This window comes from Salmonella sp. A1325, from assembly GCF_056991255.1.
In genome coordinates, this window is sequence record NZ_JAMLWO010000003.1 from 429,632 (window position 1) to 453,144 (window position 23,513).

A 23,513-nucleotide genomic window follows, 5' to 3' on the forward strand; every position below is an offset into this window, starting at 1 on the left:
TCAGTTGCCTGTATCCCCCGCATGTTTTCCGCGTCGCTTCTCAACTGCCCATTTGAGTAAGGCCGCGCAGCGGAAAAATCCGTGGGCGAATTTTCCGTAGGGAAGGGTGAGAAAGAGCGCCATCACCACGCCTAAATGGAGCGCCAGCAGTATGCCCATTCCGCTGGTGTCTCTGCCTGCCAGCAGCGCCAGCCCGGTAAGACTGGTTAAGAACAGCAGCAGAATAAAGCCGCGATCCATGGGTTTCTGGCGCGCATCGCCATGTAACGGCGACCGCCGCAGATTGAGCCACAGTAGCCCGGCCGGGCCGATAAGCAGACCGATACCGCCCAGCGTGCCGAGCATGACCGGCAGGCTAAAGAACGGGTAGGGCGCTTCCCAACCGGCGACGTAGTGATAGCCCGTCGCCACGACCGTGGCGGCAAAACAGAGCATAAAACCGTAGAAGGTAAAGTGATGAAAACGACGGCGCAGCAGCGTGAACGCATCGTCCGCTTCGTTACAGCCTTTGCCGTGACCGCCGTCGAGATATTTCAGCGTTAACGCATTGTGCGACGCTTCCGCAATCTCCGCCGAACGCGGTACCCCCGGCGAGATCTCACGCCAGAAGCGGATTACGCCCGCCATAAGCAAACCGATTGCCAACACAAAAACTGAGCCAAACATCCATGCCAGCAGGCTATGCGGAAAAATTTGATAGAAGTCACCGGCCAGCGGCGGATGAATCAGCGACCCTTTCAGCGCCATCGTCAGTAATAAAAAGAGCGTCAGACCGACTATCAGCGCCAGCGCGACGGTGATCCCCGCCCGACGGTATAACGCGCCAAAAGCGGCGGGCTGGGCATACTGTTGATACGTCTCCAGGCGGGCTTGCGCCATCGCTTTCGGCACGTTAATGGCAAATTCATGGGGTGGCGCGTACTGGCACGCGTGCAGGCAGGCACCGCAGTTATGACATAAATTTGCCAGATAATGAATATCGGCTTTACCGAATTCGAGCCGCTGGGTCATCGCCGGAAATACCGCGCAAAAACCTTCACAGTAGCGACATGCGTTACACACTTGCATGACGCGTTCGACCTCGGCTTCCGGTTCGGTAAGCACGGTGGCCTCAATGATTAATTTTTCAAGCTGTTTCATGCTGCGCCTCCTTGTGCGCCGCGCGAGCGGCTTCTATTCCCGCAATGCGGCCAAAGGTTGTGCCGATAGACATGCCGACGCCTGCGGTATACCCCTTGCCCAGAACATTTCCTGCCATCATCTCGCCAGCAACAAATAGGTTGCGGCTTGGATGACCGGCAAAATGCACCGCGGCACGTTCGTTAACTTTCAGGCCCAGGTAGGTAAACGTGATGCCGGGTCGCAGCGCATAACCGTAGTAGGGCGGCGTATCAAGCGGGCGCGCCCAGTGGGTTTTCGCCGGCGTCAGGTTTTTGGTGGCGCAGTCATCAAGCAAGGTATGATCAAAATGACCGGGTTGGCAGGCCTGGTTATACTGCGTGACGGTATGGGTAAATTTTTCCGCGTCCAGCCCCAACTGGCAGGCCAGCTCAGCCAGCGTATTGGCCTGCGCGCCAGGAAAAACCGGCGGCATAAAGTGGCCGATGGCTTTGCTGTCGATAATCGAATAGCCAATTTGTCCTGGCTGTTGAGCCACCAGCCGCCCCCAAATGGCGTAACGCTTCGGCCAGAAATCTTCGCCTTCATCATAAAAACGTTCGGCGTCGCGATTCACGACAATACCCAGCGATACGCAATCCACGCGAGTACAAATACCGCCGTCGTACAGCGGCGCCCTGGCATCAATCGCTACGCAGTGCGACTGGGACGGATCGCCAATGATATCCGCGCCGGCATCCATCATAAATTTGAGTAATACGCCCTGGTTAAAACGCGTGCCGCGAATCAGGAAATTATCCGCGGGCCATTCGCCGCGGGCGTTTTCTCCCCAGGCCTCCCGCAGCCATTCACGGTTTGATTCGAAACCGCCAGCCGCTAATACGCAGGCTTTGGCGGTAATACGTTCGCTACCCGCCAGCGCTGCCACGAATTCGCCGTCATGAAGTTCAAGCGCGTGAACCGGCGTGTTATAGCGAATCTGTACGCCCAGCCGTTCGGCGCTACGGTAATAGGCATTGACGAGCGCTTTCCCTCCGCCCATAAAAAACGCATTGGTGCGCGCAACGTGGAGCGCCCCAGATAGCGGCGGTTGAAAGTTAACGCCATGTTTGCGCATCCAGTCGCGGCATTGCGAAGAGGTGCGAATGACCAGCCGCGCCAGCGCCTCGTTGGTGTTGCCGTCGGTGACTCGCCACAGATCCTGCCAGAATTCCTCTTCAGGATAGCTTTCTACCAGCACATCCTGCGGCGCATCATGCATACAGCGCAGGTTTCGTGTGTGCTGAGAATTTCCGCCGCGCCATTCTCGCGGGGCAGCCTCCAGCAGCAGAACCGATGCGCCCGCTTCCCGTGCGGTCAGGGCGGCGCATAATGCGGCATTGCCTCCGCCTATCACCAGTACATCAACCATCTTATACTCCCGTACCATTTAACTATTTGTTAAATTTGTAATTGAAATGTATACGGATAAATAAGCGGCGCGCTATCAGGTAGCGCTAAACAGGGGTTTAGTAAGCGTAAAGGGTTGCGCCTGGCCATTCACCAGCGTCGACTAACTGACGCATAACTTTGGTAAGGACTACTCTGGCGGCAAGGCCGGCGGGCGTCAGTTCATCATCCGACAGGCTGACTAAAAAATTGGGGCGGCTGAGTACCGGATTATGGACGCCGATCACGCGTAGCGCGTCGTTATCCAGATGAGAAATCGCCGCGCCGGGCTGCAACGTGGCGCCAAGACCGTCGCGCACGGCGCGCATCAACAACGCCAGGCCGTCAATTTCCGCGACGATTTCAACGTTAAGCGCATGTTCCTGGCAGACAGCGTCCAGCCTGCCGCGCAGCCCGTGTCCCTGGCTTGGCATAATGAGCGGAATGCCTGCCAGTTGTTCAGGTGTGATCGGGTTATCAGGAAGCGCCGCCAGCAGGGCATGGGAGCCAATCAGAAAAAGCTGTTCTTCAAGGATCGGTCTGGCGCTCCAGCGCAGGATTTTATCTTTTTGAAAAACAACGGCTAAATCAATCTGGCGGGTATTGATCATTCTTTCCAGATTACCGGACAAGCTTTCCACCACATGCAGTCGGACATCGGCATAGTTTTCCTGCATGGCATGGATAAACGGTATACCCAGTATGGAGGCGGTACTGGGGGCCATTCCTACGCTCACATGACCGGAAAGGCGCGCTTCTCTGGCGGCGAGAATCGCGTCGTCGGCATGACGCAGGGCGAGTTGCGCCTGCGAATAAAAGGCCAGCCCGGCGTTGGTTGGCGTTACGCCGCGCGAAGTGCGCTGCAGCAGACGGATGGCAAGCTCGTTTTCCAGACGGGACATCTGTTGACTTAATGCTGAAACGCCAATATCAAGATCCTGCGCGGCGCTGCCCATACTGCCGGTTTCAATAATACGCACGAAATAGCGTAACTGGCGAAGCTCCATTCCTGCTCTCCTGAGATGCGATAGCGTTTTTTACATTAAATCAACATCAAGCGGCAGGAAAGAGGAGGATATAAAAAAGCCAACCGGGCGGTTGGCTCTTCGAAAGATTTACACTTATTTAGTCGCGTCATCGTGCGCGTGCTCGTCTTCGCGGCAGTCTCCTTCAGCGCAGTGGCCGTAAAGATAGAGGCTGTGATTAGTTAAACGAATACCGTGTTTCGCCGCAATTTCACGCTGGCGCGCTTCAATAGAGTCATCACTAAATTCAATCACTTTTCCGCAGTCAAGGCAGATAAGATGGTCGTGATGATGCTGTTGCGTCAGTTCAAAAACGGATTTACCGCCTTCAAAATTATGGCGGGTCACGATACCGGCATCGTCAAACTGGTTCAGCACACGGTATACGGTTGCCAGACCGATTTCTTCACCCATGTCGATCAGGCGTTTGTATAAATCTTCCGCACTGACGTGATGGTTATCTGGTTCCTGAAGAACTTCCAGAATTTTTAAACGAGGAAGCGTTACTTTCAGGCCAGCCTTCTTTAATGCGGTATTGTTGTCAGTCATGCGGAATCTGTCCTGTTGCTAAACGATTCACTTCATTAGAGAAGTGACAGAAATTGCACTCAAGATAATGCGTATCATTATAGGACTGCCATGCCGAAATGAAAACCGCAAGTCTCTCGCAGATGTTAATAAAACTGTGGTTTTGCCTGCAAATTTTGGCGCCACCTGATTACACCCGGACATTGTACAGGGATGGGTGCGAAAGTTACAAATTTGTAGCAATTATTTTGATTGGTCTTGTCTATTGATGCGGCGCAGATATAACGCTGCGCCGCATAAGATTAGGCGTTGAGGATGTCGTCGAGGTGCAATTCAGCTGAAACTTGCTTAACCCATTTTTCAACACGCTCGGCGGTCAGCTCAGGCTGACGGTCTTCGTCAATCGCCAGGCCGACAAAATGATCGTCGTCAGCCAGACCTTTAGAGGCTTCAAAATGATAGCCTGCGGTTGGCCAGTGACCCACAATCGTGGCGCCGCGCGGCTCAATAATGTCGCGAATCGTGCCCAGCGCATCACAGAAGTATTCCGCGTAGTCTTCCTGATCGCCACAGCCAAACAGCGCCACCAGCTTACCGTTAAAGTCAATCTCTTCGAGAGTCGGGAAGAAGTCATCCCAGTCACATTGCGCTTCGCCATAGTACCAGGTTGGGATGCCCAGCAGCAGAATGTCATACCCTTCCAGGTCTTCTTTACTGCTTTTTGCAATGTCATGCACATCGGCAACGTCTTTACCAAGCTGTTTTTGAATCATTTTTGCGATATTTTCGGTATTACCGGTGTCGCTGCCGAAAAAGATGCCAGTGATTGCCATGAGTAAAATAACCTCTTGAAACTTATTGAAATGGTGGTGGCGAATTGCCCACGGATAAGGGCAATCATAGCAGAACAGGCAGATATGCGGAAACAGCAATCACGCGGGACTGCACGCTCTGCTACACGAAATATGAAACAAAACTTATTTTCAGACTAAACCCTGGCCGCGCAGCGCCATAAGCTGCTTCATTAATATTTCTTCAATGAGCTCGCTGCGGCTAATGTTGCGCGCTTCGGCCAGCTCATTCAGCGCGTCAACCGCTTGTGCGTTGAGTTTTAATTCGACACGCTTGAGGCCACGAACTTTGTCGCGTTTTAACTGGTTGCGCTTGTTGATGCGTAACTGTTCATCGCGCGAAAGCGGATTCGTTTTAGGTCGTCCCGGGCGACGCTCGTGCGCGAACAGATCTAATGTCGTACGGTCCGTTTGTTCTTTGGCCATGATTTTGGTGACTTCGGGGGAAACAATCAGCCAGGCTTATGCCCGGATGGATAGCGCGCCATCATACATCAGCGAGGAAGCGACGCCAACGCCCGCGCGCGTAATCGCGCACAGGCGATGAGTTTTTAATCAGTTAGCGTTTATCGTGCAGATAACGGCGGATGGCGCGCAGAACCGCCTCTGGTTTTTCGGCATGTACCCAGTGGCCCGCGCCGGCGATCACATGTGCGCGCGCCAAAGGGAATTGCGCCAGCAGCGCGTCGCGGTACGCTTCGGTCACGTAGGGCGAGTTACCGCCTGGAATAAACAGCGCCGGATGTTCCCAGGGCGGAATGGTTTCCCAGCCGACGATATGCGGATACTGCTCCCATAATACCGGAACATTAAAACGCCATTCGCCTTCAGCCCAGGATTTTAACAGAAACTGGATCACGCCTTCTTCGTTGAGGTGCTGGCGCATAATCCCTGCCGCCTGTTGGCGGGATGTCGCATCGGATTCGCTGACGGCGTTAATGGCCGCGAAAATGCGATCGTGGCGGCGAACGTGATAATCCACGGGGGCGATATCAATCGCGACCAGACGATCGATGCGATCGGGCGCCAGCGCCGTCAGCGCCATTACCGCTTTTCCGCCCATGGAATGACCAATAAACGTCGCTTTTTCAATCTGCTGCGCGTCAAGCGTATCCAGAAGATCCTGGGCCATTGCCGGATAATCCATGACCGGATCGCGCGGCGATAAACCATGATTGCGCATATCGACCTGAATAATGTCGTGATCGGTCACCAGATCGCGCGCCAGTACGCCGAGGTTGTCCAGGCTGCCAAACAGGCCATGAACGAGAACGATGGGGGAATTATTGTGCAGGTTTTGTGCAGATTGCGCTCGGATGTTTAATTTCATGGCAAAGTTCTTTTTTTCGCTCTGTCGGGTTAGGGTATTATGTTGACCATTCTGCCACTGGGCTGCAACCTCTAAGGTTTACTCCGAGTTTTTTTGTCAGCCGGGCTTAACGCTATCCGCTGTTGGGATTTGTTCCTATAATCCCAATGACTTGTATTCAGCAAAGACATCGCACTGGATTAAGATGAAAACGATTGAAGTTGATGATGAACTCTATAGCTATATTGCCAGCCACACCAAGCATATCGGCGAGAGCGCATCCGACATTTTACGGCGTATGTTGAAGTTTTCCGCCACGACACAGCCAACGGCTTCAGCGGTGAAGGGGACGCCTGCGGCGCAACCCGTTGCCGAAGCGAAACCGGTTAACCCGGTAAAAGACAAAGTTCGCGCGATGCGTGAGCTGTTGTTGTCTGACGAATATGCCGAGCAGAAAAAAGCGGTCAACCGCTTTATGCTGATTCTGACTACACTCTATTCACTGGATCACCACGCGTTTGCGGAGGCGACGGAGTCGTTGCATGGCCGCACGCGCGTCTATTTTGCGGCGGATGAACAAACGCTGCTGAAAAATGGGAATCAAACTAAACCTAAGCACGTTCCCGGCACGCCGTACTGGGTGATCACCAACACCAACACCGGCCGTAAATGCAGCATGATCGAACACATCATGCAGTCAATGCAATTCCCGGCGGAATTGATTGAAAAGGTTTGCGGAACAATTTAATCCTTGCATTAGAAGGACCAGGCAATGGCAATCCACAACCGCGCAGGACAACCCGCGCAACAGAGTGATTTGATTAACGTCGCCCAACTGACGGCGCAGTATTATGTACTGAAACCGGAGGCAGGGAATGCAGAACATGCCGTGAAATTTGGCACTTCCGGCCATCGCGGCAGCGCAGGTCGTCACAGTTTCAACGAACCGCATATTCTGGCGATCGCCCAGGCGATTGCTGAAGAGCGGGCGAAGAATGGCATTACCGGCCCCTGCTATGTGGGGAAAGACACCCATGCGCTCTCGGAACCGGCCTTCATTTCCGTGCTGGAAGTGCTGGCGGCAAACGGCGTAGACGTTATCGTGCAGGAAAATAATGGCTTCACGCCAACGCCTGCCGTGTCAAATGCTATCCTGGTCCATAACAAAAAAGGCGGCCCGCTGGCTGATGGTATTGTCATTACGCCGTCGCACAACCCGCCGGAAGATGGCGGTATTAAATATAATCCGCCCAATGGTGGCCCGGCGGACACCAACGTCACTAAAGTGGTAGAAGATCGCGCCAATGCGCTGCTGGCGGATGGCCTGCAAGGCGTTAAGCGCATCTCTCTGGATGCGGCAATGGCCTCGGGCCACGTTAAAGCGGTAGATCTGGTACAGCCATTTGTCGAAGGGCTGGCGGATATCGTTGATATGGCGGCGATTCAGAAAGCCGGTCTGACGCTGGGTGTCGATCCGCTGGGCGGCTCCGGTATTGAATACTGGAAACGTATCGCTGAGCATTACAAACTTAACCTGACGTTAGTCAACGATCAGGTTGATCAAACCTTCCGCTTTATGCACCTTGATAAAGATGGCGCGATCCGTATGGATTGCTCCTCCGAATGTGCGATGGCGGGTTTGCTGGCGCTGCGTGACAAGTTTGACCTGGCCTTCGCCAACGACCCGGACTACGACCGTCATGGCATCGTGACGCCTGCAGGGCTGATGAACCCGAACCATTATCTGGCGGTCGCCATTAACTATCTGTTCCAGCATCGTCCGCTGTGGGGCAAAGACGTGGCTGTCGGTAAAACGCTGGTCTCTTCCGCGATGATTGACCGCGTGGTGAATGATTTGGGACGCAAGCTGGTAGAAGTGCCGGTTGGCTTCAAATGGTTTGTTGACGGTTTGTTCGACGGCAGCTTTGGTTTCGGTGGAGAAGAGAGCGCGGGCGCTTCGTTCCTGCGTTTCGACGGTACGCCGTGGTCTACCGATAAAGACGGTATCATCATGTGCCTGCTGGCGGCGGAAATCACCGCCGTTACCGGGAAAAACCCGCAAGAGCATTACAATGAACTGGCAGCGCGTTTTGGCGCGCCGAGCTATAACCGTCTGCAGGCGGCAGCGACCTCGGCCCAGAAAGCGGCATTGTCTAAACTGTCTCCGGAAATGGTCAGCGCCAGCACGCTGGCAGGCGACCCGATCACCGCGCGTCTTACCGCAGCGCCGGGTAATGGCGCATCGATTGGCGGCCTGAAGGTAATGACCGACAACGGCTGGTTCGCCGCGCGTCCATCCGGTACGGAAGACGCTTACAAGATCTATTGCGAAAGCTTCCTGGGGGAAGAACATCGCAAGCAGATTGAGAAAGAAGCCGTTGAAATCGTTAGCGAAGTATTGAAAAACGCCTGATGGGCGATATGGAAGAAAAAGGAGCCGTAAGGCTCCTTTTTTGTATTAACGGCGCTGCGCTTATCAGGCCTGTAAATCGCCTCCAGGTCGGATAAGGCGCGTGTGATATCTGACTTATTCGCTCTGAGTCGCCAGATGTCGGCGGCAGGTGAGGGCGTCGCATTCGATACGCACCACGCAAACCGCTTTCATCATATCTTCCCGATAACTGAAGGTTTTTCCCGGATCGGTCTGGCGCATAATGACGTCCAGGCCGTAGCGCATCTCCTCGCGTGTTTGCAATATCGATGCCAGCCCGGTGGCGAAAACGCTGGTGTAGGCGTAGCTATAATCACAGGGGTCATCGGCACGTAGTAATGCATGGTCGCCGTCCATTTCAATGCATACTGCCGGGTTCTTACGTAACAGACGCATCTTTTTCCCGGTGCGTGCGCCGTGAAAATAAAATATCCAGCGTCCGTTCTGATACTCGTAGCCAAAATTTACGGGGACAACATACGGACAGAGATTGTCGTTAAACCCTATTCGACACACTTCGTGTTTACTGAGAATAGCCAGTATTTCTGCTATATCAGTGACTTCCCGTTCTGGATTACTCATTTCTATTATCTTATTCAAAGAGTGAAAATGCCCGGACTACCGTTACCGCAGCCCGGGCATGCCATCAGCCGTGTTTATTTTTCAATTCAAAACGCGGTGAGACCAGGCCGTATAACGTCCAGCCGAGGAAGGTCACAATTGAGCCGTACAGCATGGCTTCTTCACCGGAGGAATATAGCGCGTAGAAGCTATACATGGCGCCAACGAAGGCCACGAAGTTAGCGACTTTCGCTTTTGATGACGGCACATTCGCCATTTTCTGAATGATAACCAGCGCGGCCATCGACAGAATATACGGAATAATGTTCGTCACCACCGCCAGGTTAACCAGGACGTTAAACTGACTATTCAGCGACGGGCTAATGGTCATTAGCGACAGGCCAGTCTGAATAATCACAATAATCAGCATCCCCTGTACCGGCGCGTCGACTTTCGTTACACGAGAGAAGACTTTCGGGAAATAACCTTCGTCAGCGGAGGATTTAAAGACCTGGGCGATAGTGAACTGCCAGCCCAGCAGCGAGCCGCAGCAGGACATTACCATCAGCGCCATGATCACTTTACCTACCGCAGGCGTGAACATCTGTGCAAACGCCAGACCAAACGGTGCCGTGGAGTTCGCCAGATCCATGTTCGGCACAATCCCGGCAATCACGTTAGTCGAAACGATATAGATGACCGCCGCGCCCAGCGTACCGCCCAGTACCGCAATGGGGACGTTCTTTTCCGGATTCTCGACCACGTCTGCGTTGGCGCAGGCGGATTCCAGTCCAAGAAATGCCCACAACGTCATGGCGATGGAAGAACCGACCGCGCTAAAGAACGGAACATGGTGCGGGTTCCATGACGCTACGTACATGCTGGGGCTAAACCAGAACCAGCCAATGATGCACAGGCCGACAACCGGAATGATGACGCCCCAAACGGTAACGCTACTGATCTGTCCGGTAATACGCGCGCCGCCAAAGTTTGCGATGGTACAAACCCACAATACGGCGATAGTCGCCAGGCCGATCTGGAGCGGCGTCAGCGCGGCGCCGAACAGCTCGGTGCCATAGCCGACAGCGGAAATGGCGATAGCCACGTTGGCGATCAGCAGCGAGACGCCGTAGGTATAGTTCGCCATAAAGTTGCCGGATTTACCGAAGGCATATTCGGCGTAACCGCCCATGCCGCCGGATTTACGGCTAAACATACCGCATTTCGCAAACGCCCAGGCCAGCGCCATCGAGCCGACGGCGGTGACCAGCCAGGAGATAATGGATATCGTGCCGACTTCAGACAGTTTGGTCGGTAGCATGATGATCCCGGAGCCCATCATGTTGACCATAGTCAGAATTGTGAGCTGCACGACACCCATTTTATTGGATTTAGGTTTACTCATAATTTTTCCTCCTTCAGCAGGGAGCGCTGCGCGTCACGAGGTTTAATGACGTAGCACCAGACCTGCTTACGGCCGTCGTGTTCTTCGATATAAACGCCCTGCAGTTCAGGCGCAAAGCCCGGCAGCAGGTTGATCCCTTCTTCCAGGGCGCTGAAGTAACGCAGGACAGAACCGCCCCAGATTTCACCCGGAACTACACACAGCACTCCCGGCGGGTAAGGCAGAGCGCCTTCAGCCGCGATACGACCTTCCGCTTCCGGCAGGCGAACCAGTTCGACCTCGCCGCGCAGATAGGCATAGTTGGCCTCTTGCGGATTCATACTGACTTTCGGGAAATGCGATTTACGGAACATCTCTTTTTGCAGCTGTTTCACGTTGTGCCGCGCATAGAGATCGTGCATCTCCTGGCAAAGCTGACGCAGGGTGTAGCCGGCATAACGCGCTTCATGCTGTTTGTAGATGGACGGTAATACTTCCGCTAACGGCGCATCAGCTTCCAGCAGTTTTTCGAAACGAGCCAGCAGGGCGACAAGCTGTTGTAACTTCGCCATGTCTTCTGCCGGCGTCAGCAGGAACAGAATGGAGTTGAGGTCGCATTTTTCCGGCACAACGCCGTTCTCGCGCAGGAAGTTGGCGAGGATCGTGGCAGGAACGCCAAAGTCTTCATATTCGCCGCTCGCTGCATTAATGCCCGGTGTGGTGAGCAGCAGTTTGCAAGGGTCGACAAAGTACTGATGTTCGGCATAGCCTTCAAACGCATGCCAGTGTTCTCCCGGAACGAAGTGGAAGAAGCGCAGATCGCTGGCGATCTCTGACGTCGGGTATGATTGCCACGGCTTACCATCAATCAGTTCCGGTACGAACGGACGGATGTGATGACAGTTTTCGAGGATCAATTTACGGGCATCGATGCCGTTAACTACGCAATCCATCCACATATTGCGACCGCTGACGCCTTCGTGCATTTTGGCGTTAACGTCCAGCGCGGCGAACAGCGGATAGAACGGGCTGGTGGAGGCGTGCATCATAAAGGCGTTGTTCATGCGCTTATGCGGAACGTAGCGCGATTGCCCTTTGATATGGCTATCTTTTTTATGGATCTGCGAGGTCTGGGAGAAACCGGCTTGTTGTTTGTGAACGGACTGCGTCACCAGAATACCCGGGTCGTTTTCGTTCAGTTCCAGCAGCAGCGGTGAACAATCGGCCATCATCGGAATAAATTGTTCATAGCCGACCCAGGCGGAGTCAAACAGGATGTAGTCGCACAGATGACCAATTTTATCGACGACCTGACGGGCGTTATAAATGGTACCGTCGTAGGTGCCTAACTGGATGACGGCCAGACGGAATGGACGTGCTTCGCGGGCACGCTGCGGCGCGACTTCGCTAATCAGCTCGCGCAGGTAATCTTCTTCGAAGCAGTGAGCGTCGATCCCGCCGATAAAACCATACGGGTTACGCGCGGTTTCCAGATAAACTGGCGTTGCGCCCGCCTGCAATAATGCGCCGTGGTGGTTAGATTTGTGGTTGTTACGGTCAAACAGTACCAGATCGCCCGGCGTTAACAGCGCGTTGAGTACGACTTTGTTAGAGGAGGAGGTCCCGTTCAGCACAAAGTAGGTCTTATCGGCGTTAAAGACTTTCGCCGCATGTTGCTGCGCAATGCAAGGTGCGCCTTCGTGAATCAGCAGATCGCCCATCGCCACGTCCGCGTTGCATAGGTCGGAGCGGAAGAGCGTTTCGCCAAAGTATTCCACGAACTGATTACCGGCAGGATGACGGCGGAAGAATTCGCCGCCCTGATGCCCCGGGCAGTCAAATGCGCTGTTGCCCTGGTTGACATAATCCACCAGCGCGCGGAAAAACGGCGGACGTAACTGCGTTTCGTAGTGGCTTGCTGCGGTTTCCAACTGGCGACCATAGAAGGCAGTACGGGATTCATTATATTCGAATACACCAGAGATACGCGGCAAATACTCAGGCGGTACGCGCCCTTCGTCATGAGTCGCGACAAACACGGGAATACCGTAACCCGTTGCGTCGATTTCATCGAGTTTTCCGTGTTCAATGTCGTCGATGGATAACACGATGGCAGCCACGTCGATGAAACGACTCTCATCAACATTTACAATATTACGGTGTGTAGAAAAACAATCCGGGCAATGACGGCTAACGGCAATTTTTAATTCTGACATTTTTTCATCTCTTTATTTCAGGTAATAGCAGGCCCTCAATTTCTCGCATGAGAAACTGATTCTTCCGGAAAAAATCAAAGCTATCCCGCTGATAAAAAAATCAGTAAATTAGCTTTATTTTAGATGTAATAAATCCCAACCCGTCCGGTTGCAGGAAATTCAGGATTTAAGGAGTTGAGTACTACGATATACAGGCAGAAACCGTGATAACTAAAATTGCGCTGAGTCGGAATTTCTTCTATCAAACCAGATGGTTAGCTGGCTGGACGTAAAGGAATTACCGTACTGTCGCTTTTAACAATTCGAGTTATTTAGGCAATAGACCTGAATGACATAAGGGTCGGAAAGACCTGTATGCTGAAGTACCCGTAGCAGAAAAACTACCGGGCATTAAAGAAATGAAAATCGAAACTATTACGGTGGGCAAACATCATAATATGCGTTGTCCGCCTTATATGGGGCATAAAACGATTATTATTTTCCATTTTGAGGTCCTTTCATTGATTTATTGAAAGCATGGATATTTTATCCAGGGAGCGCCAGCGATCTGTGAACCAGATCAACAAAAAACGATCATTTGAAAAATAATTAGTCGGCGATTATGCATATCGTGCTGTGAAATAACGGATTGTTTCTTAAATGTTAATTATATGTTTTTTATATCCTTCATAAAATATAATATCGCCGCGAAAATAATTATTCGCGACGCCGAAAATAAATGACATAAAAATTAGAAGTTATTTAAAAATAATGAATGGCTATTCACGGCATAAAGCGATAGCCAATTCCGGTTTCGGTAATAAAATGGCGTGGGCGGGTGGGATCTTGTTCCAGTTTCTGGCGTAAATGTCCCATATAGATGCGCAAATAGTGGCTATGCTCCACGGCGTTAGGGCCCCAGACCTGGTTTAATAACTGCCGTTGGGTTAATACCTTGCCGGCATTATTGAGTAATACCGCCAGCAGGCGGAACTCAATCGGCGTCAGATGGATTTCTTCGTCGCCACGGTGGATCAACCGTGCGGCGAGATTGACCGTCACGCCGGAAAAGCGGACGATCGGATCGGCGCAAGGGCTGGCGGCGTGCCGTCGCAGCGCGACGCGCAAACGCGCCTGCAGCTCGCCAATGCCGAATGGCTTGCTCAGGTAATCATCAGCTCCAGCGTCAAGCGCGGCAATCTTATCGCTTTCTTCGCTGCGGGCGGAAAGGACAATCACCGGTATTGCGCTCCACTGACGCAGGTCGCGAATAAAATCGATTCCGTCGCCGTCCGGCAGGCCGAGATCGAGAATAATCAGATCGGGCTTTCGCGTGGCGGCTTCCAGTAAACCACGTTGTAATGTTTCAGCTTCATACACGCGCAGACCGTCGCCTTCCAGCGCGGCGCGCAGAAAGCGGCGGATGGCCTGTTCATCTTCAACAATCAGAACGTTTGTCACATATCCTCATGAAAATCATCAAGTTCAGGTGGCTTTCCTTGCGGCAGCGTCACACGGAAACAGGCGCCGCCCTGCGGTCGATTATAGGCGGTAAGCGTGCCGCCGTGTACCTCTACGATAGCATGGCAAATCGCCAGCCCCAGCCCCACGCCGGGGACGGCGGACTCTTTGTTGCCGCGGGCGAACTTATCGAAAATCTTCTGTTCTTGCCCCGCAGGAATACCCGGCCCGTTATCCCAGACATCCAGTTGTAAACGATCGTCCTTAACCGCAGCATCAATGCCGATACTGGCCTGCGGCCCGGCGTACTTAACGGCGTTTTCCAGCAAGTTGATCAGGACACGCTCAAATAAGGGGCCATCGACATGGATAAGCGTTAACTGTTGCGGCAGCGACAATGTAATCGGATGCAATAAACCCGGCTCTAACATCTGTAACGCGCTACCGACGACCTCTTCCAGCGTCAGCCACTCTTTTTTAAGATTAAACCCGCCGGACTGAATACGCGCCATATCCAGCAAATTATTCACCAGCCGGGTGGTGTTGAGAATATGCTGGCGGATTTCACTGGCCTGACGCGCGTGGGGCGATCCTGCGCTGGCTAAATCCAGCGTCAAAATTTCCGCCTGGCCGAACAATACCGTCAGCGGCGTGCGTAAATCATGCGACAGCGCCGCCAGCAGAGCGTTGCGAATACTTTCGCGCTCGCTGGCGAGACGCGCCTGTTCTTCGCTGGCGGTCAGCGTCAGTCGTTCCAGCGCGTTGGCGACAAGCAGAGTGAATGTTTCCAGCAGGCGTTGCTGCTCCGGCACCATTAACTGACGCAAATTACCCGGTTCGACGATAGCCAGACCGTACGTTTTATCGGCGCTTTTCAGCGGCAGGATTTGATAAGGCACGCCAGGGAGGGTATCGGTGCCTGCGCCGGCAGGCTGGCCTTTATCAAAACTCCAGCGCGCAATCGCGTCGTCCCACGGCGTCATGCCTTGCTGGTGGGTGAGAGGCAGCAACTTACCGTTAGCATCAGGTAATAAAATTTGGCTGCGCGCCTGGAACGTCGAGGCGATAAACCGCTCGCTGGTCGCGGCGATATCATGTTCGCTACGCCCGACGGCCAGCGCTTTAGACATTTCATATAAATGGCGGGTACGCTGTTCCCGATAACGGGCGACGCGCGCCTGATAGCGCACCCCGGCAGTAAGATTGCCAATCACCAGACCAACCGTCAGCATCACGGCAAAGGTCAGCAAATATTGCACGTCCGAAACGGCGAGCGTACCGCGTGGCGCGATAAAAAAGAGATCGAAACTCGCCACGTTAATCACCGTCGCCACCACCGACGGCCAGCGTCCGTAAAGCAGCGCAATCACCACTACGCCCAGCAAATAGAGCATCACCAGATTGGCGGCGTCGAAGGTGACAAGCCACTGCATAGCGATAAGCGTGGTGATGGCGCAAAGCGCCACGGCGACCAGACAGCCCTGAATCTGCCCACGCCATTTCTCTTTAAAAGGTCGGTTATCAGGCGTTTGCGCCAACGCGCGGGCAGGCGGTTCTTCCAGCGCGACGATCACCTGATCGAGATCCGGCGCGAGTCTGGCAAGACGATCGGCGAAAGCGTCACGTCGCCACCAGCGTCGCGACGCCGGGCGGCCCATGACGATTTTCCCCAGATTATGTTCGCGGGCATAGCGCACGACCGCTTTCTCTTCGGCGGGATCGGACAGGGTGGCGGTTTCCGCGCCAAGCTCCTGCGCCAGGCGCAGCGCGCTTAAAATAGCCCGCCGTTGTTTTTCCGGTAAGCGGTGTAACGTTGGCGTTTCGACATAGACGGCGTGCCAGACGCTGCCGAGCCGGGAGGCCAGACGCGCCGCGGTACGCACCAGTTTTTCGCTGCCGGTGTTATGCCCGATACACAGTAAAATCGCATCGCGGGTATGCCATACTTTTTCTTCGCCCGGATGCGCGCGCCAGGCGCGCATCTGATCGTCCACGCGATCGGCTGTCCGGCGTAGCGCCAGCTCGCGGAGGGCGATCAGATTGCCCTTGCGGAAAAAATGTTCAATAGCGCGTTCCGCCTGACCGGCGATATACACTTTACCTTCGTTGAGCCGTTGGCGCAGATCGTCGGGCGGCAGATCGACCAGTACGACTTCATCAGCGGCATCAAAAAAGGGATCGGGGACGGTTTCGCGCACCTGAATCCCCGTGACGCCGCTCACCACATCATTCAGACTTTCCAGATGTTGTACGTTCACGGTGGTGAAAACGTCGATTCCCGCTTCCAGCAGCTCTTCAATATCCTGCCAGCGCTTAGGATGGCGTGAGCCAGGCGCGTTACTGTGCGCCAGCTCATCCATTAAAATCAGCGCCGGACGTCGGGCGAGGGCGGCATCCAGGTCAAATTCGCGGATTTGCCGCCCCCGGTGCGAGTGACGTTTTGGCGGCAGAATGGTCAGCCCGTCAAGTAGCGCGGCGGTCTCTTTACGGCCATGCGTCTCTACCACGCCGATCACCACATCCAGCCCCTGCGCTCGCAGCCGCTGCGCTTGCGCCAGCATCGCCCAGGTTTTTCCGACGCCTGCGCAGGCGCCGAAGAAAATTTTCAACTTCCCCCGGTGGGGCGGGGGCGTTTGTTCCAACAAGCGATCCGGATCAGGACGCAAGGGTTCGTCGTTCATTTCGCTCTGTGTCCCTGTAGCGCATCCAGCGCCAGATTAAGCTCAACAATATTCACCACCGGTTGCCCAAGAAAGCGCGCCAGCGGCCTGTGCGTATATTCTGCAACCAGTTGCGCGACCTGTTCAACGGGAAGCTGGCGAGCCGCCGCCACGCGGGGGATTTGCCATGCCGCGGCGCCGGGCGTCAGATTATTATCCAGCCCGCTAGCCGAGGCCGTCGCCAGCTCAACCGGAACCGCGGAACTCGCCTGGGGGTTAGCGGCGCGTAGCGCGGCGACGCGGGCCTGTATTTGCGCATCCAGTTCGGGATTGCTGGCGGCCAGGTTGCTTCCGCCCGACGCCAATGGATTATAAGGCGTATCGGCGGTGGCGGAGGGCCGGCCATGAAAATAACCCGCGGCGGTAAACGATTGTCCGATAAGCGCTGAGCCGCGTATCACATTGTCTTTATGAATCAGCGAGCCATTAGCCTGCCAGGGAAACCACCACTGCCCCAACGCCGTGGTCAGAAGCGGATACACGCCACCGGTCAATAACAGCAGAAATAACATTGTCGAAAAAGCAGGACGTAAACCGATCATCATACACCTCACGCCAGACCCAGCAGGGTCAGCAGCACATCAATCACTTTGATACCAATAAACGGCACCACCAGACCACCCAGACCATAGATCCATAAATTACGGCGCAGCATGGCCGATGCGGAAAGCGGCTTATAACTCACACCTTTTAATGCCAGCGGGATCAGAAATATGATAATCAGGGCGTTAAAGATCACCGCGCTCAGAATGGCGGAGTTCGGCGAATGCAGCCCCATCACGTTGAGCGCGTTTAGCTGCGGATAGGTAGCGGCAAACGCGGCGGGAATAATGGCGAAATATTTCGCTACATCATTCGCGATACTGAAAGTGGTGAGCGAGCCGCGCGTCATCAGCATCTGCTTACCGATATGCACCACTTCAATCAACTTGGTCGGGTTAGAGTCCAGATCCACCATATTACCGGCTTCTTTTGCCGCCTGGGTGCCGGAGTTCATCGCCACCGCGACGTCAGCCTGCGCCAGCGCCGGGGCATCGTTAGTGCCGTCGCCGGTCATGGCGACCAGCCGTCCTTCCGCCTGATATTGACGGATCAGCGCCAGCTTGGCTTCCGGCGTGGCTTCGGCAAGAAAATCGTCCACACCGGCTTCGGCGGCAATCGCTGCCGCCGTCAGGCGGTTATCGCCAGTGATCATCACCGTTTTAATACCCATCTTTCGTAGCTGGGCGAAACGTTCTTTAATGCCGCCTTTAACGATATCCTTGAGGGCGATAACACCCAGTACGCGCGCGCCTTCCACGACCACCAGCGGCGTCGCGCCCAGACGCGCTACGTTCTCGACATTTTGCTCGACATCGGCGGGAAAATGGCCGCCATTGCTCTCGACATGACGCCGAATCGCGTCCACCGAGCCTTTACGGATCATCCGGTTATCGATATTAATCCCGCTCATGCGGCTTTGCGCGGTAAACGGAACAAAGGTGGCATGAAGCGACTGCACATCGCGTTCACGCAGGTTAAAGCGCTGTTTGGCGAGGATCACAATGCTGCGGCCTTCCGGCGTTTCGTCGGCCAGCGAAGCGAGCTGCGCGGCGTCAGCCAGCGTGCGTTCGTCCACCCCTCGGGCGGGAATAAAATCGGACGCCTGGCGATTGCCGAGCGTGATAGTGCCGGTTTTATCCAGCAGTAACACGTCGACATCGCCCGCGGCTTCTACGGCGCGGCCGCTGGTGGCGATGACGTTCGCGCCCAACATTCGGCTCATTCCGGCTACGCCAATGGCGGAGAGTAGCCCGCCGATGGTAGTGGGGATCAGGCACACCAGCAACGCCACCAACACGGTGACGCTGACCGCGTTACCGCCCCAGGCGGAGAAGGGCCACAGGGTGGCGGTCGCCAGCAAAAAGACAATGGTCAGGGCGATGAGCAAAATCGTCAGGGCAATCTCGTTAGGCGTTTTCCGCCGCTGCGCGCCTTCCACCATCGCGATCATCCGGTCAAGAAAGGTTTCGCCAGGATTGACGCTACAGGTAATCACCAGCCAGTCGGAAAGAATTCGCGTGCCGCCGGTGACAGAGGCGAAATCGCCGCCGGACTCGCGGATCACGGGCGCGGATTCGCCGGTAATCGCACTTTCATCCACCGAGGCGCCGCCTTCGATGACCTCGCCGTCGCAGGGAATAATATCGCCCGCTTTGACCAGGACAATGTCGCCTTTCCGCAGTTCAGCGGCGGGCACGTTATCGGCCTGCGCATCATGGCGCGGGGCGCGCAGACGGCGAGCGAACGCGGTCTTTTTCACCCCTTTCAGACTGTTTGCCTGGGCTTTACTGCGGCCTTCCGCCAGCGCTTCGGCAAAATTGGCGAACAGTACGGTGAACCATAACCACAGACTGATCACCCCTGTAAACAAGGCGCTTCCCGTTATTTGTCCTGTTACCATAGCGAGCGTTAACAGAGTGGTTAGCACGCTGCCGGCCCAGACCACAAACATCACCGGGTTACGCCACTGGGCGCGTGGGCTTAATTTTTTTACGGCATCCGTTAGCGCCTGTACGAGTAAAACAGGTTCAAACAGCGCCAGTTGCTTGCGACTCATATCAATGTACTCCGCATCGCTCAAGGTAAAGAGAAATGTTCCGCTACCGGGCCAAGCGCCAGGGCAGGAATAAACGTCAGCGCGCCGACCAGCAGTACCGTGCCGATGAGCAGTCCAATAAATAGCGCGCCGTGGGTCGCCAGCGTTCCCTGACTGGCCGGCTGTACTTTTTTACTGACCAGCGATCCGGCGATGGCCATGACAGGAATAATCACGCCGAAACGTCCGACGAACATGCAGAACGCCAGCAAACAGTTCCAGAAAGGCGAGTTAGCGCTCAGACCCGCAAAGGCGCTACCGTTATTGTTGGCGGCAGAGGAGACGGCATATAGCACTTCGCTAAAACCGTGCGGGCCAGGGTTTAGCATTGCGCTGCGTCCGGCATCCGTCATCATCGCCAGCGCCGAACCCAACAAGACCAGCATCGGCGTGACCAGAATCGCCAGCGCGGTCATTTTCATTTCGCGCACGTCGATTTTTTTCCCCAGATACTCCGGCGTGCGACCGATCATCAGCCCCGCGATGAACACCGCCAGCAGGACAAACAGCAACATGCCGTACAGGCCTGAACCGACGCCGCCAAAGACCACTTCGCCAATTTGCATCAGCCACATCGGCACCATACCGCCCAGAGCGGTAAACGAGTCGTGCATGGCATTTACCGCCCCGCAGGACGCCGCGGTCGTGACGACGGCAAACAGGCTGCTGGCCAGCACGCCAAAGCGTGTCTCTTTACCCTCCATGTTGACGCTACTGTCCGCGCCTGCCGCCAACAGATGTGGATTTCCCTGAACTTCCGCCCACATCACTACCGCTACGCAGACCACAAAAATGAATGACATTGCCCACAGTAGCGCGCGTCCCTGACGGCGATCGCCCGCCGCTTCGCCAAAGGCGAAACAGAGCGCGGCTGGAATCAAAAATATCGCCAGCATCTGCGCCAGATTAGTGAGCGCGGTGGGGTTTTCGAACGGATGCGAAGAGTTGGCGTTAAAGAAACCGCCGCCGTTGGTGCCAAGCATTTTGATCGCCTCCTGCGAAGCAACCGGACCCATCGGCAAGAGTTGTTTAGCGCCTTCAAGAGTGGTGATGGGCTGATAAGCCGACAGGTTTTGCGGTACGCCCTGTTGGATAAAAAACAGCGCGATAATTAACGCGACAGGAAATAATATCCATAGCGTAATGCGTACCAGATCTTGCCAGGCATTACCCAGCGTGTGCACATTCTGGCGCGTAAAGGCGCGGATAAGTGCAAAAACCACCGCAATCCCGGTCGCCGCCGACAGGAAATTTTGCACCGTCAGCCCGGCCATCTGGCTAAAGTAGCTCAGCGTGCTTTCGCCGCTGTAGGCTTGCCAGTTGGTATTGGTGACAAAGCTGACGGCGGTATTCAGCGCCAGATCCCAGGACAGACCCGGTAGCCGCTGCGGATTTAAGGGCAACCACTCCTGCCAGAATAGCAGGCAAAACAGGATGCCCAGTCCCAGCAGATTGAGCGTCAGTAGCGCCAGTAAATACTGACGCCAGTTCATTTCGTGGTCGGTAATGCCAAGAGTCCGCCAGAGGATACGCTCAACGCCAGCCACGCCCGGCAACGGAACGGCGGCGATGAGCCTTGCCAGGCCCGAACCCAACGGTTTCGCCAGTACCAATAAAATCAGTAAAAAACTGGCGATCAGTAAAAATCCTTGCGCGGCCATCAGAACGCCTCCGCATTAATCAGGGCATAGACCAGATAACCTAAAAGTAAGAAAACCAGCACGATGCCGGTTATCACGCCTGCACTCACAGAGCACCTCCAGTGGCATTGTTTTACTCCTGAGAAAGGTAATTTTTTGGCTGCAAAGATTTCGCAAAAATTGGCGGGCGGAGTGTAAAAAAAGTATAAAAATGGCAAAGACCATTATTTAACTAATGATTAGTATTAATTTAACCTTTTTGTAACTAATTTACGCTTTGAATGTAAATCTGCTGGAAAAGCGTGAAAATAAGTGGTCGGATGAGTAGTAAAATTACACCGAAAGCGGTACTATTTTAATCAGGTAACGAGGTTCAATTTTTCGGTGCTATTCACCGATTCAATCTATACCGGGGCGGGTAGCCTCGGTATAAAGGGGGGAAACGTATGGAACACTATAAAGACTATCCGGCGCATGTCATTTTTGCCCGTCGTGCTTTCGCGGTGATCGCAGGCGTGCTGGCGCTGCCAGTGATGCTCTTCTGGAAAGACCGCGCGCGTTTTTATAGTTATCTGCACCGTGTCTGGTCGAAAACCAGTGATAAACCGGTATGGATGGCGCAGGCTGAAAAAGCCACCTGCGACTTTTATTAATCGCGACCAGCCTGAAAAACCGTCAGCCGCCACGCTGGCGGTTTTTTTATGCGCCAGGGTCTACACTGTTTAACGCTATTCGCCGTGACGTTTCATCTTTCAGGAGTTGTATGCCCACCCATTTAGTCTGGTTCAGGCGCGATCTGCGTTTACAGGATAACCTTGCGCTGGCCGCCGCCTGCCGCGATGCATCCGCGCGGGTGCTGGCGCTTTATATTTCCACCCCCGCGCAGTGGCAGGCCCATGATATGGCGCCGCGGCAGGCGGCATTCATCAGCGCGCAGCTCAATGCGCTACAGACGGCCCTTGCAGAGAAAGGCATTCCGCTGCTGTTTCATGAAGTGGCGGATTTTAACGCCAGTATTAAAACGGTCAAAAACGTTTGCCGACAGCATGACGTCAGCCATCTGTTTTATAACTATCAGTATGAGTTTAACGAGCGTCAGCGTGATGCGGCGGTGGAAAAAACGCTGCCCTCTGTCATCTGCGAAGGCTTTGACGATAGCGTGATTCTGGCGCCCGGCGCGGTGATGACCGGCAATCATGAAATGTATAAAGTTTTTACGCCGTTTAAAAACGCCTGGTTGAAACGGTTAAAAGAGGATATCCCGCCGTGCGTTCCGGCCCCGAAGATCCGGGTGAGCGGCGCGCTTTCTACACCCTTAACGCCAGTCTCGCTTAACTACCCGCAACAGGCGTTTGACGCCGCGCTTTTCCCGGTGGAAGAAAACGCGGTCATCGCGCAGCTACGTCAGTTTTGCGCGCAGGGCGCAGACGGGTATGAGTCACAGCGGGATTTCCCTGCGGTTGAAGGCACCAGTCGGCTTTCCGCCAGCCTGGCGACGGGCGGCCTGTCGCCGCGACAGTGCCTGCACCGATTACTGGCGGAGCAGCCGCAGGCGCTGGACGGCGGACCGGGAAGCGTCTGGTTGAATGAGCTCATCTGGCGGGAATTTTACCGTCATTTAATGACCTGGTATCCGGCATTATGCAAACACCAGCCGTTTATCCGCTGGACAAAACGCGTCGCGTGGCAGGAGAACCCGCACTATTTTCAGGCATGGCAGAAAGGCGAAACCGGTTATCCCATTGTCGATGCGGCGATGCGCCAGCTTAACGCGACGGGCTGGATGCATAACCGTTTACGCATGATTACCGCCAGCTTTCTGGTAAAAGATCTGTTGATTGACTGGCGGTTGGGGGAGCGCTATTTCATGTCGCAGCTTATTGACGGCGATCTTGCCGCCAATAATGGCGGCTGGCAGTGGGCCGCCTCAACCGGTACTGACGCCGCGCCTTATTTTCGTATTTTTAATCCCACGACTCAGGGAGAGAGGTTCGATCGCGACGGCGAATTTATCCGCCAGTGGCTACCGGCATTACGCGATATCCCTGGAAAAGCGATTCACGAGCCGTGGCGGTGGGCGGAAAAAGCGGGAGTCGTGCTTGATTATCCTCGGCCTATTGTGGAGCACAAACAGGCGAGAATAGCGACGCTTTCCGCCTATGAGGCGGCGAGAAAAGGGGTGTGATACAGGCCCGATAGCGCAAACTACCGGGCATTCTGCTA

Annotated in this window: 21 protein-coding genes and 1 pseudogene; 4 read left to right on the top strand and 18 right to left on the bottom strand. The window is 54.6% G+C overall.

Features of this window, described 5'->3' with window-relative positions; all coding sequences use genetic code 11:
• From tcuB to ybfF, 8 genes and pseudogenes are all read right to left on the bottom strand, one after another.
• A complete protein-coding gene (gene tcuB, locus NAZ64_RS09030) occupies positions 1-1,140 on the bottom strand; it encodes a tricarballylate utilization protein TcuB (RefSeq protein ID WP_000811146.1) in 1,140 nt (379 codons plus the stop codon).
• Entirely contained in the window at positions 1,127-2,530 is a 1,404-nt protein-coding gene (tcuA, locus tag NAZ64_RS09035; RefSeq protein WP_483640916.1) for an FAD-dependent tricarballylate dehydrogenase TcuA, read from the bottom strand. The genes tcuB and tcuA overlap by 14 nt, the downstream gene beginning before the upstream one ends.
• A gap of 97 nt (positions 2,531-2,627) precedes the next feature.
• Positions 2,628-3,554: a tricarballylate utilization LysR family transcriptional regulator TcuR gene (gene tcuR / locus NAZ64_RS09040; RefSeq protein WP_000423371.1), complete on the bottom strand. Its 927-nt coding sequence runs from the start codon at positions 3,552-3,554 to the stop codon at positions 2,628-2,630.
• Between the two features lie 114 nt (positions 3,555-3,668).
• Complete coding sequence (gene fur, locus NAZ64_RS09045; RefSeq protein WP_000131699.1) at positions 3,669-4,121, bottom strand: ferric iron uptake transcriptional regulator; 453 nt, start codon at positions 4,119-4,121, stop codon at positions 3,669-3,671.
• A pseudogene (locus NAZ64_RS09050) lies at positions 4,114-4,199 on the bottom strand (fur leader peptide). Before NAZ64_RS09050 ends, fur begins: the two are co-directional and overlap by 8 nt.
• A gap of 203 nt (positions 4,200-4,402) precedes the next feature.
• On the bottom strand, positions 4,403-4,933 hold the full coding sequence (gene fldA / locus NAZ64_RS09055; RefSeq protein WP_001018621.1) for a flavodoxin FldA: 531 nt from the start codon (positions 4,931-4,933) through the stop codon (positions 4,403-4,405).
• Positions 4,934-5,083: 150 nt separating this feature from the next.
• On the bottom strand, positions 5,084-5,377 hold the full coding sequence (ybfE, locus tag NAZ64_RS09060) for a LexA regulated protein (RefSeq protein ID WP_001040939.1): 294 nt from the start codon (positions 5,375-5,377) through the stop codon (positions 5,084-5,086).
• Positions 5,378-5,510: 133 nt separating this feature from the next.
• Positions 5,511-6,281, bottom strand: coding sequence for an esterase (ybfF, locus tag NAZ64_RS09065; protein WP_000773245.1), 771 nt, complete (start codon positions 6,279-6,281; stop codon positions 5,511-5,513).
• A gap of 184 nt (positions 6,282-6,465) precedes the next feature.
• Between ybfF and seqA the strand changes: the two genes are divergently transcribed.
• Together seqA and pgm are read left to right on the top strand one after the other, a co-directional pair.
• Positions 6,466-7,008: a replication initiation negative regulator SeqA gene (seqA, locus tag NAZ64_RS09070; protein ID WP_000848395.1), complete on the top strand. Its 543-nt coding sequence runs from the start codon at positions 6,466-6,468 to the stop codon at positions 7,006-7,008.
• 24 nt (positions 7,009-7,032) lie between these two features.
• Complete coding sequence (gene pgm / locus NAZ64_RS09075) at positions 7,033-8,673, top strand: phosphoglucomutase (alpha-D-glucose-1,6-bisphosphate-dependent) (RefSeq protein WP_000974372.1); 1,641 nt, start codon at positions 7,033-7,035, stop codon at positions 8,671-8,673.
• Positions 8,674-8,787: 114 nt separating this feature from the next.
• Here the strand turns inward: pgm and NAZ64_RS09080 are convergent, their stop codons facing one another.
• From NAZ64_RS09080 to kdpF, 10 genes are all read right to left on the bottom strand, one after another.
• Entirely contained in the window at positions 8,788-9,273 is a 486-nt protein-coding gene (locus tag NAZ64_RS09080) for a pyridoxamine 5'-phosphate oxidase family protein (RefSeq protein ID WP_000070056.1), read from the bottom strand.
• Positions 9,274-9,337: 64 nt separating this feature from the next.
• Positions 9,338-10,657, bottom strand: coding sequence for a putrescine-ornithine antiporter (potE, locus tag NAZ64_RS09085; RefSeq protein WP_000042658.1), 1,320 nt, complete (start codon positions 10,655-10,657; stop codon positions 9,338-9,340).
• The gene (speF, locus tag NAZ64_RS09090) at positions 10,654-12,852 is read right to left on the bottom strand and encodes an ornithine decarboxylase SpeF (RefSeq protein WP_001292402.1); all 2,199 of its coding nucleotides are present in this window, start codon (positions 12,850-12,852) and stop codon (positions 10,654-10,656) included. Before speF ends, potE begins: the two co-directional genes overlap by 4 nt.
• Positions 12,853-13,232: 380 nt before the next feature.
• Complete coding sequence (speFL, locus tag NAZ64_RS09095; RefSeq protein ID WP_015632840.1) at positions 13,233-13,337, bottom strand: leader peptide SpeFL; 105 nt, start codon at positions 13,335-13,337, stop codon at positions 13,233-13,235.
• 277 nt (positions 13,338-13,614) lie between these two features.
• Positions 13,615-14,292 carry a two-component system response regulator KdpE gene (gene kdpE, locus NAZ64_RS09100; protein WP_220569346.1) on the bottom strand — a complete coding sequence of 226 codons (678 nt, stop codon included), beginning with the start codon at positions 14,290-14,292 and terminating at the stop codon, positions 13,615-13,617.
• Positions 14,289-16,973: a two-component system sensor histidine kinase KdpD gene (gene kdpD, locus NAZ64_RS09105; RefSeq protein ID WP_076935465.1), complete on the bottom strand. Its 2,685-nt coding sequence runs from the start codon at positions 16,971-16,973 to the stop codon at positions 14,289-14,291. The genes kdpE and kdpD overlap by 4 nt, the downstream gene beginning before the upstream one ends.
• A complete protein-coding gene (gene kdpC, locus NAZ64_RS09110; RefSeq protein ID WP_000579804.1) occupies positions 16,970-17,554 on the bottom strand; it encodes a potassium-transporting ATPase subunit KdpC in 585 nt (194 codons plus the stop codon). The genes kdpD and kdpC overlap by 4 nt, the downstream gene beginning before the upstream one ends.
• A gap of 8 nt (positions 17,555-17,562) precedes the next feature.
• Positions 17,563-19,611, bottom strand: coding sequence for a potassium-transporting ATPase subunit KdpB (gene kdpB / locus NAZ64_RS09115; protein WP_076935464.1), 2,049 nt, complete (start codon positions 19,609-19,611; stop codon positions 17,563-17,565).
• A 20-nt stretch (positions 19,612-19,631) separates the two neighbouring features.
• Positions 19,632-21,311 (bottom strand): potassium-transporting ATPase subunit KdpA, encoded by a 1,680-nt coding sequence (kdpA, locus tag NAZ64_RS09120; RefSeq protein WP_000730078.1) that lies wholly within the window; start codon positions 21,309-21,311, stop codon positions 19,632-19,634.
• Positions 21,311-21,400 (bottom strand): K(+)-transporting ATPase subunit F, encoded by a 90-nt coding sequence (gene kdpF / locus NAZ64_RS09125; protein ID WP_001670793.1) that lies wholly within the window; start codon positions 21,398-21,400, stop codon positions 21,311-21,313. Before kdpF ends, kdpA begins: the two co-directional genes overlap by 1 nt.
• A 336-nt stretch (positions 21,401-21,736) precedes the next feature.
• On the opposite strand from kdpF, the gene NAZ64_RS09130 reads away from it, so the two are divergent.
• Both NAZ64_RS09130 and phrB read left to right on the top strand, forming a co-directional pair.
• Positions 21,737-21,943: a YbfA family protein gene (locus NAZ64_RS09130; protein ID WP_000401433.1), complete on the top strand. Its 207-nt coding sequence runs from the start codon at positions 21,737-21,739 to the stop codon at positions 21,941-21,943.
• Between the two features lie 110 nt (positions 21,944-22,053).
• Entirely contained in the window at positions 22,054-23,475 is a 1,422-nt protein-coding gene (gene phrB, locus NAZ64_RS09135) for a deoxyribodipyrimidine photo-lyase (protein WP_220569345.1), read from the top strand.
• The last annotated feature ends 38 nt before the right edge of the window (positions 23,476-23,513 follow it).

Bases quoted from the DNA above. Each gene is read 5' to 3' on its own strand.
- pgm (WP_000974372.1), top strand. From the start codon at position 7,033: ATGGCAATCCACAACCGCGCAGGACAACCCGCGCAACAGAGTGATTTG.
- tcuR (WP_000423371.1), bottom strand. From the start codon at position 3,554: ATGGAGCTTCGCCAGTTACGCTATTTCGTGCGTATTATTGAAACCGGC.
- ybfF (WP_000773245.1), bottom strand. From the start codon at position 6,281: ATGAAATTAAACATCCGAGCGCAATCTGCACAAAACCTGCACAATAAT.
- seqA (WP_000848395.1), top strand. From the start codon at position 6,466: ATGAAAACGATTGAAGTTGATGATGAACTCTATAGCTATATTGCCAGC.
- NAZ64_RS09080 (WP_000070056.1), bottom strand. From the start codon at position 9,273: ATGAGTAATCCAGAACGGGAAGTCACTGATATAGCAGAAATACTGGCT.
- kdpC (WP_000579804.1), bottom strand. From the start codon at position 17,554: ATGATCGGTTTACGTCCTGCTTTTTCGACAATGTTATTTCTGCTGTTA.
- tcuA (WP_483640916.1), bottom strand. From the start codon at position 2,530: ATGGTTGATGTACTGGTGATAGGCGGAGGCAATGCCGCATTATGCGCC.
- tcuB (WP_000811146.1), bottom strand. From the start codon at position 1,140: ATGAAACAGCTTGAAAAATTAATCATTGAGGCCACCGTGCTTACCGAA.
- speF (WP_001292402.1), bottom strand. From the start codon at position 12,852: ATGTCAGAATTAAAAATTGCCGTTAGCCGTCATTGCCCGGATTGTTTT.
- fur (WP_000131699.1), bottom strand. From the start codon at position 4,121: ATGACTGACAACAATACCGCATTAAAGAAGGCTGGCCTGAAAGTAACG.
- NAZ64_RS09130 (WP_000401433.1), top strand. From the start codon at position 21,737: ATGGAACACTATAAAGACTATCCGGCGCATGTCATTTTTGCCCGTCGT.
- kdpB (WP_076935464.1), bottom strand. From the start codon at position 19,611: ATGAGTCGCAAGCAACTGGCGCTGTTTGAACCTGTTTTACTCGTACAG.
- ybfE (WP_001040939.1), bottom strand. From the start codon at position 5,377: ATGGCCAAAGAACAAACGGACCGTACGACATTAGATCTGTTCGCGCAC.
- fldA (WP_001018621.1), bottom strand. From the start codon at position 4,933: ATGGCAATCACTGGCATCTTTTTCGGCAGCGACACCGGTAATACCGAA.
- speFL (WP_015632840.1), bottom strand. From the start codon at position 13,337: ATGGAAAATAATAATCGTTTTATGCCCCATATAAGGCGGACAACGCAT.
- kdpD (WP_076935465.1), bottom strand. From the start codon at position 16,973: ATGAACGACGAACCCTTGCGTCCTGATCCGGATCGCTTGTTGGAACAA.
- phrB (WP_220569345.1), top strand. From the start codon at position 22,054: ATGCCCACCCATTTAGTCTGGTTCAGGCGCGATCTGCGTTTACAGGAT.
- kdpA (WP_000730078.1), bottom strand. From the start codon at position 21,311: ATGGCCGCGCAAGGATTTTTACTGATCGCCAGTTTTTTACTGATTTTA.
- potE (WP_000042658.1), bottom strand. From the start codon at position 10,657: ATGAGTAAACCTAAATCCAATAAAATGGGTGTCGTGCAGCTCACAATT.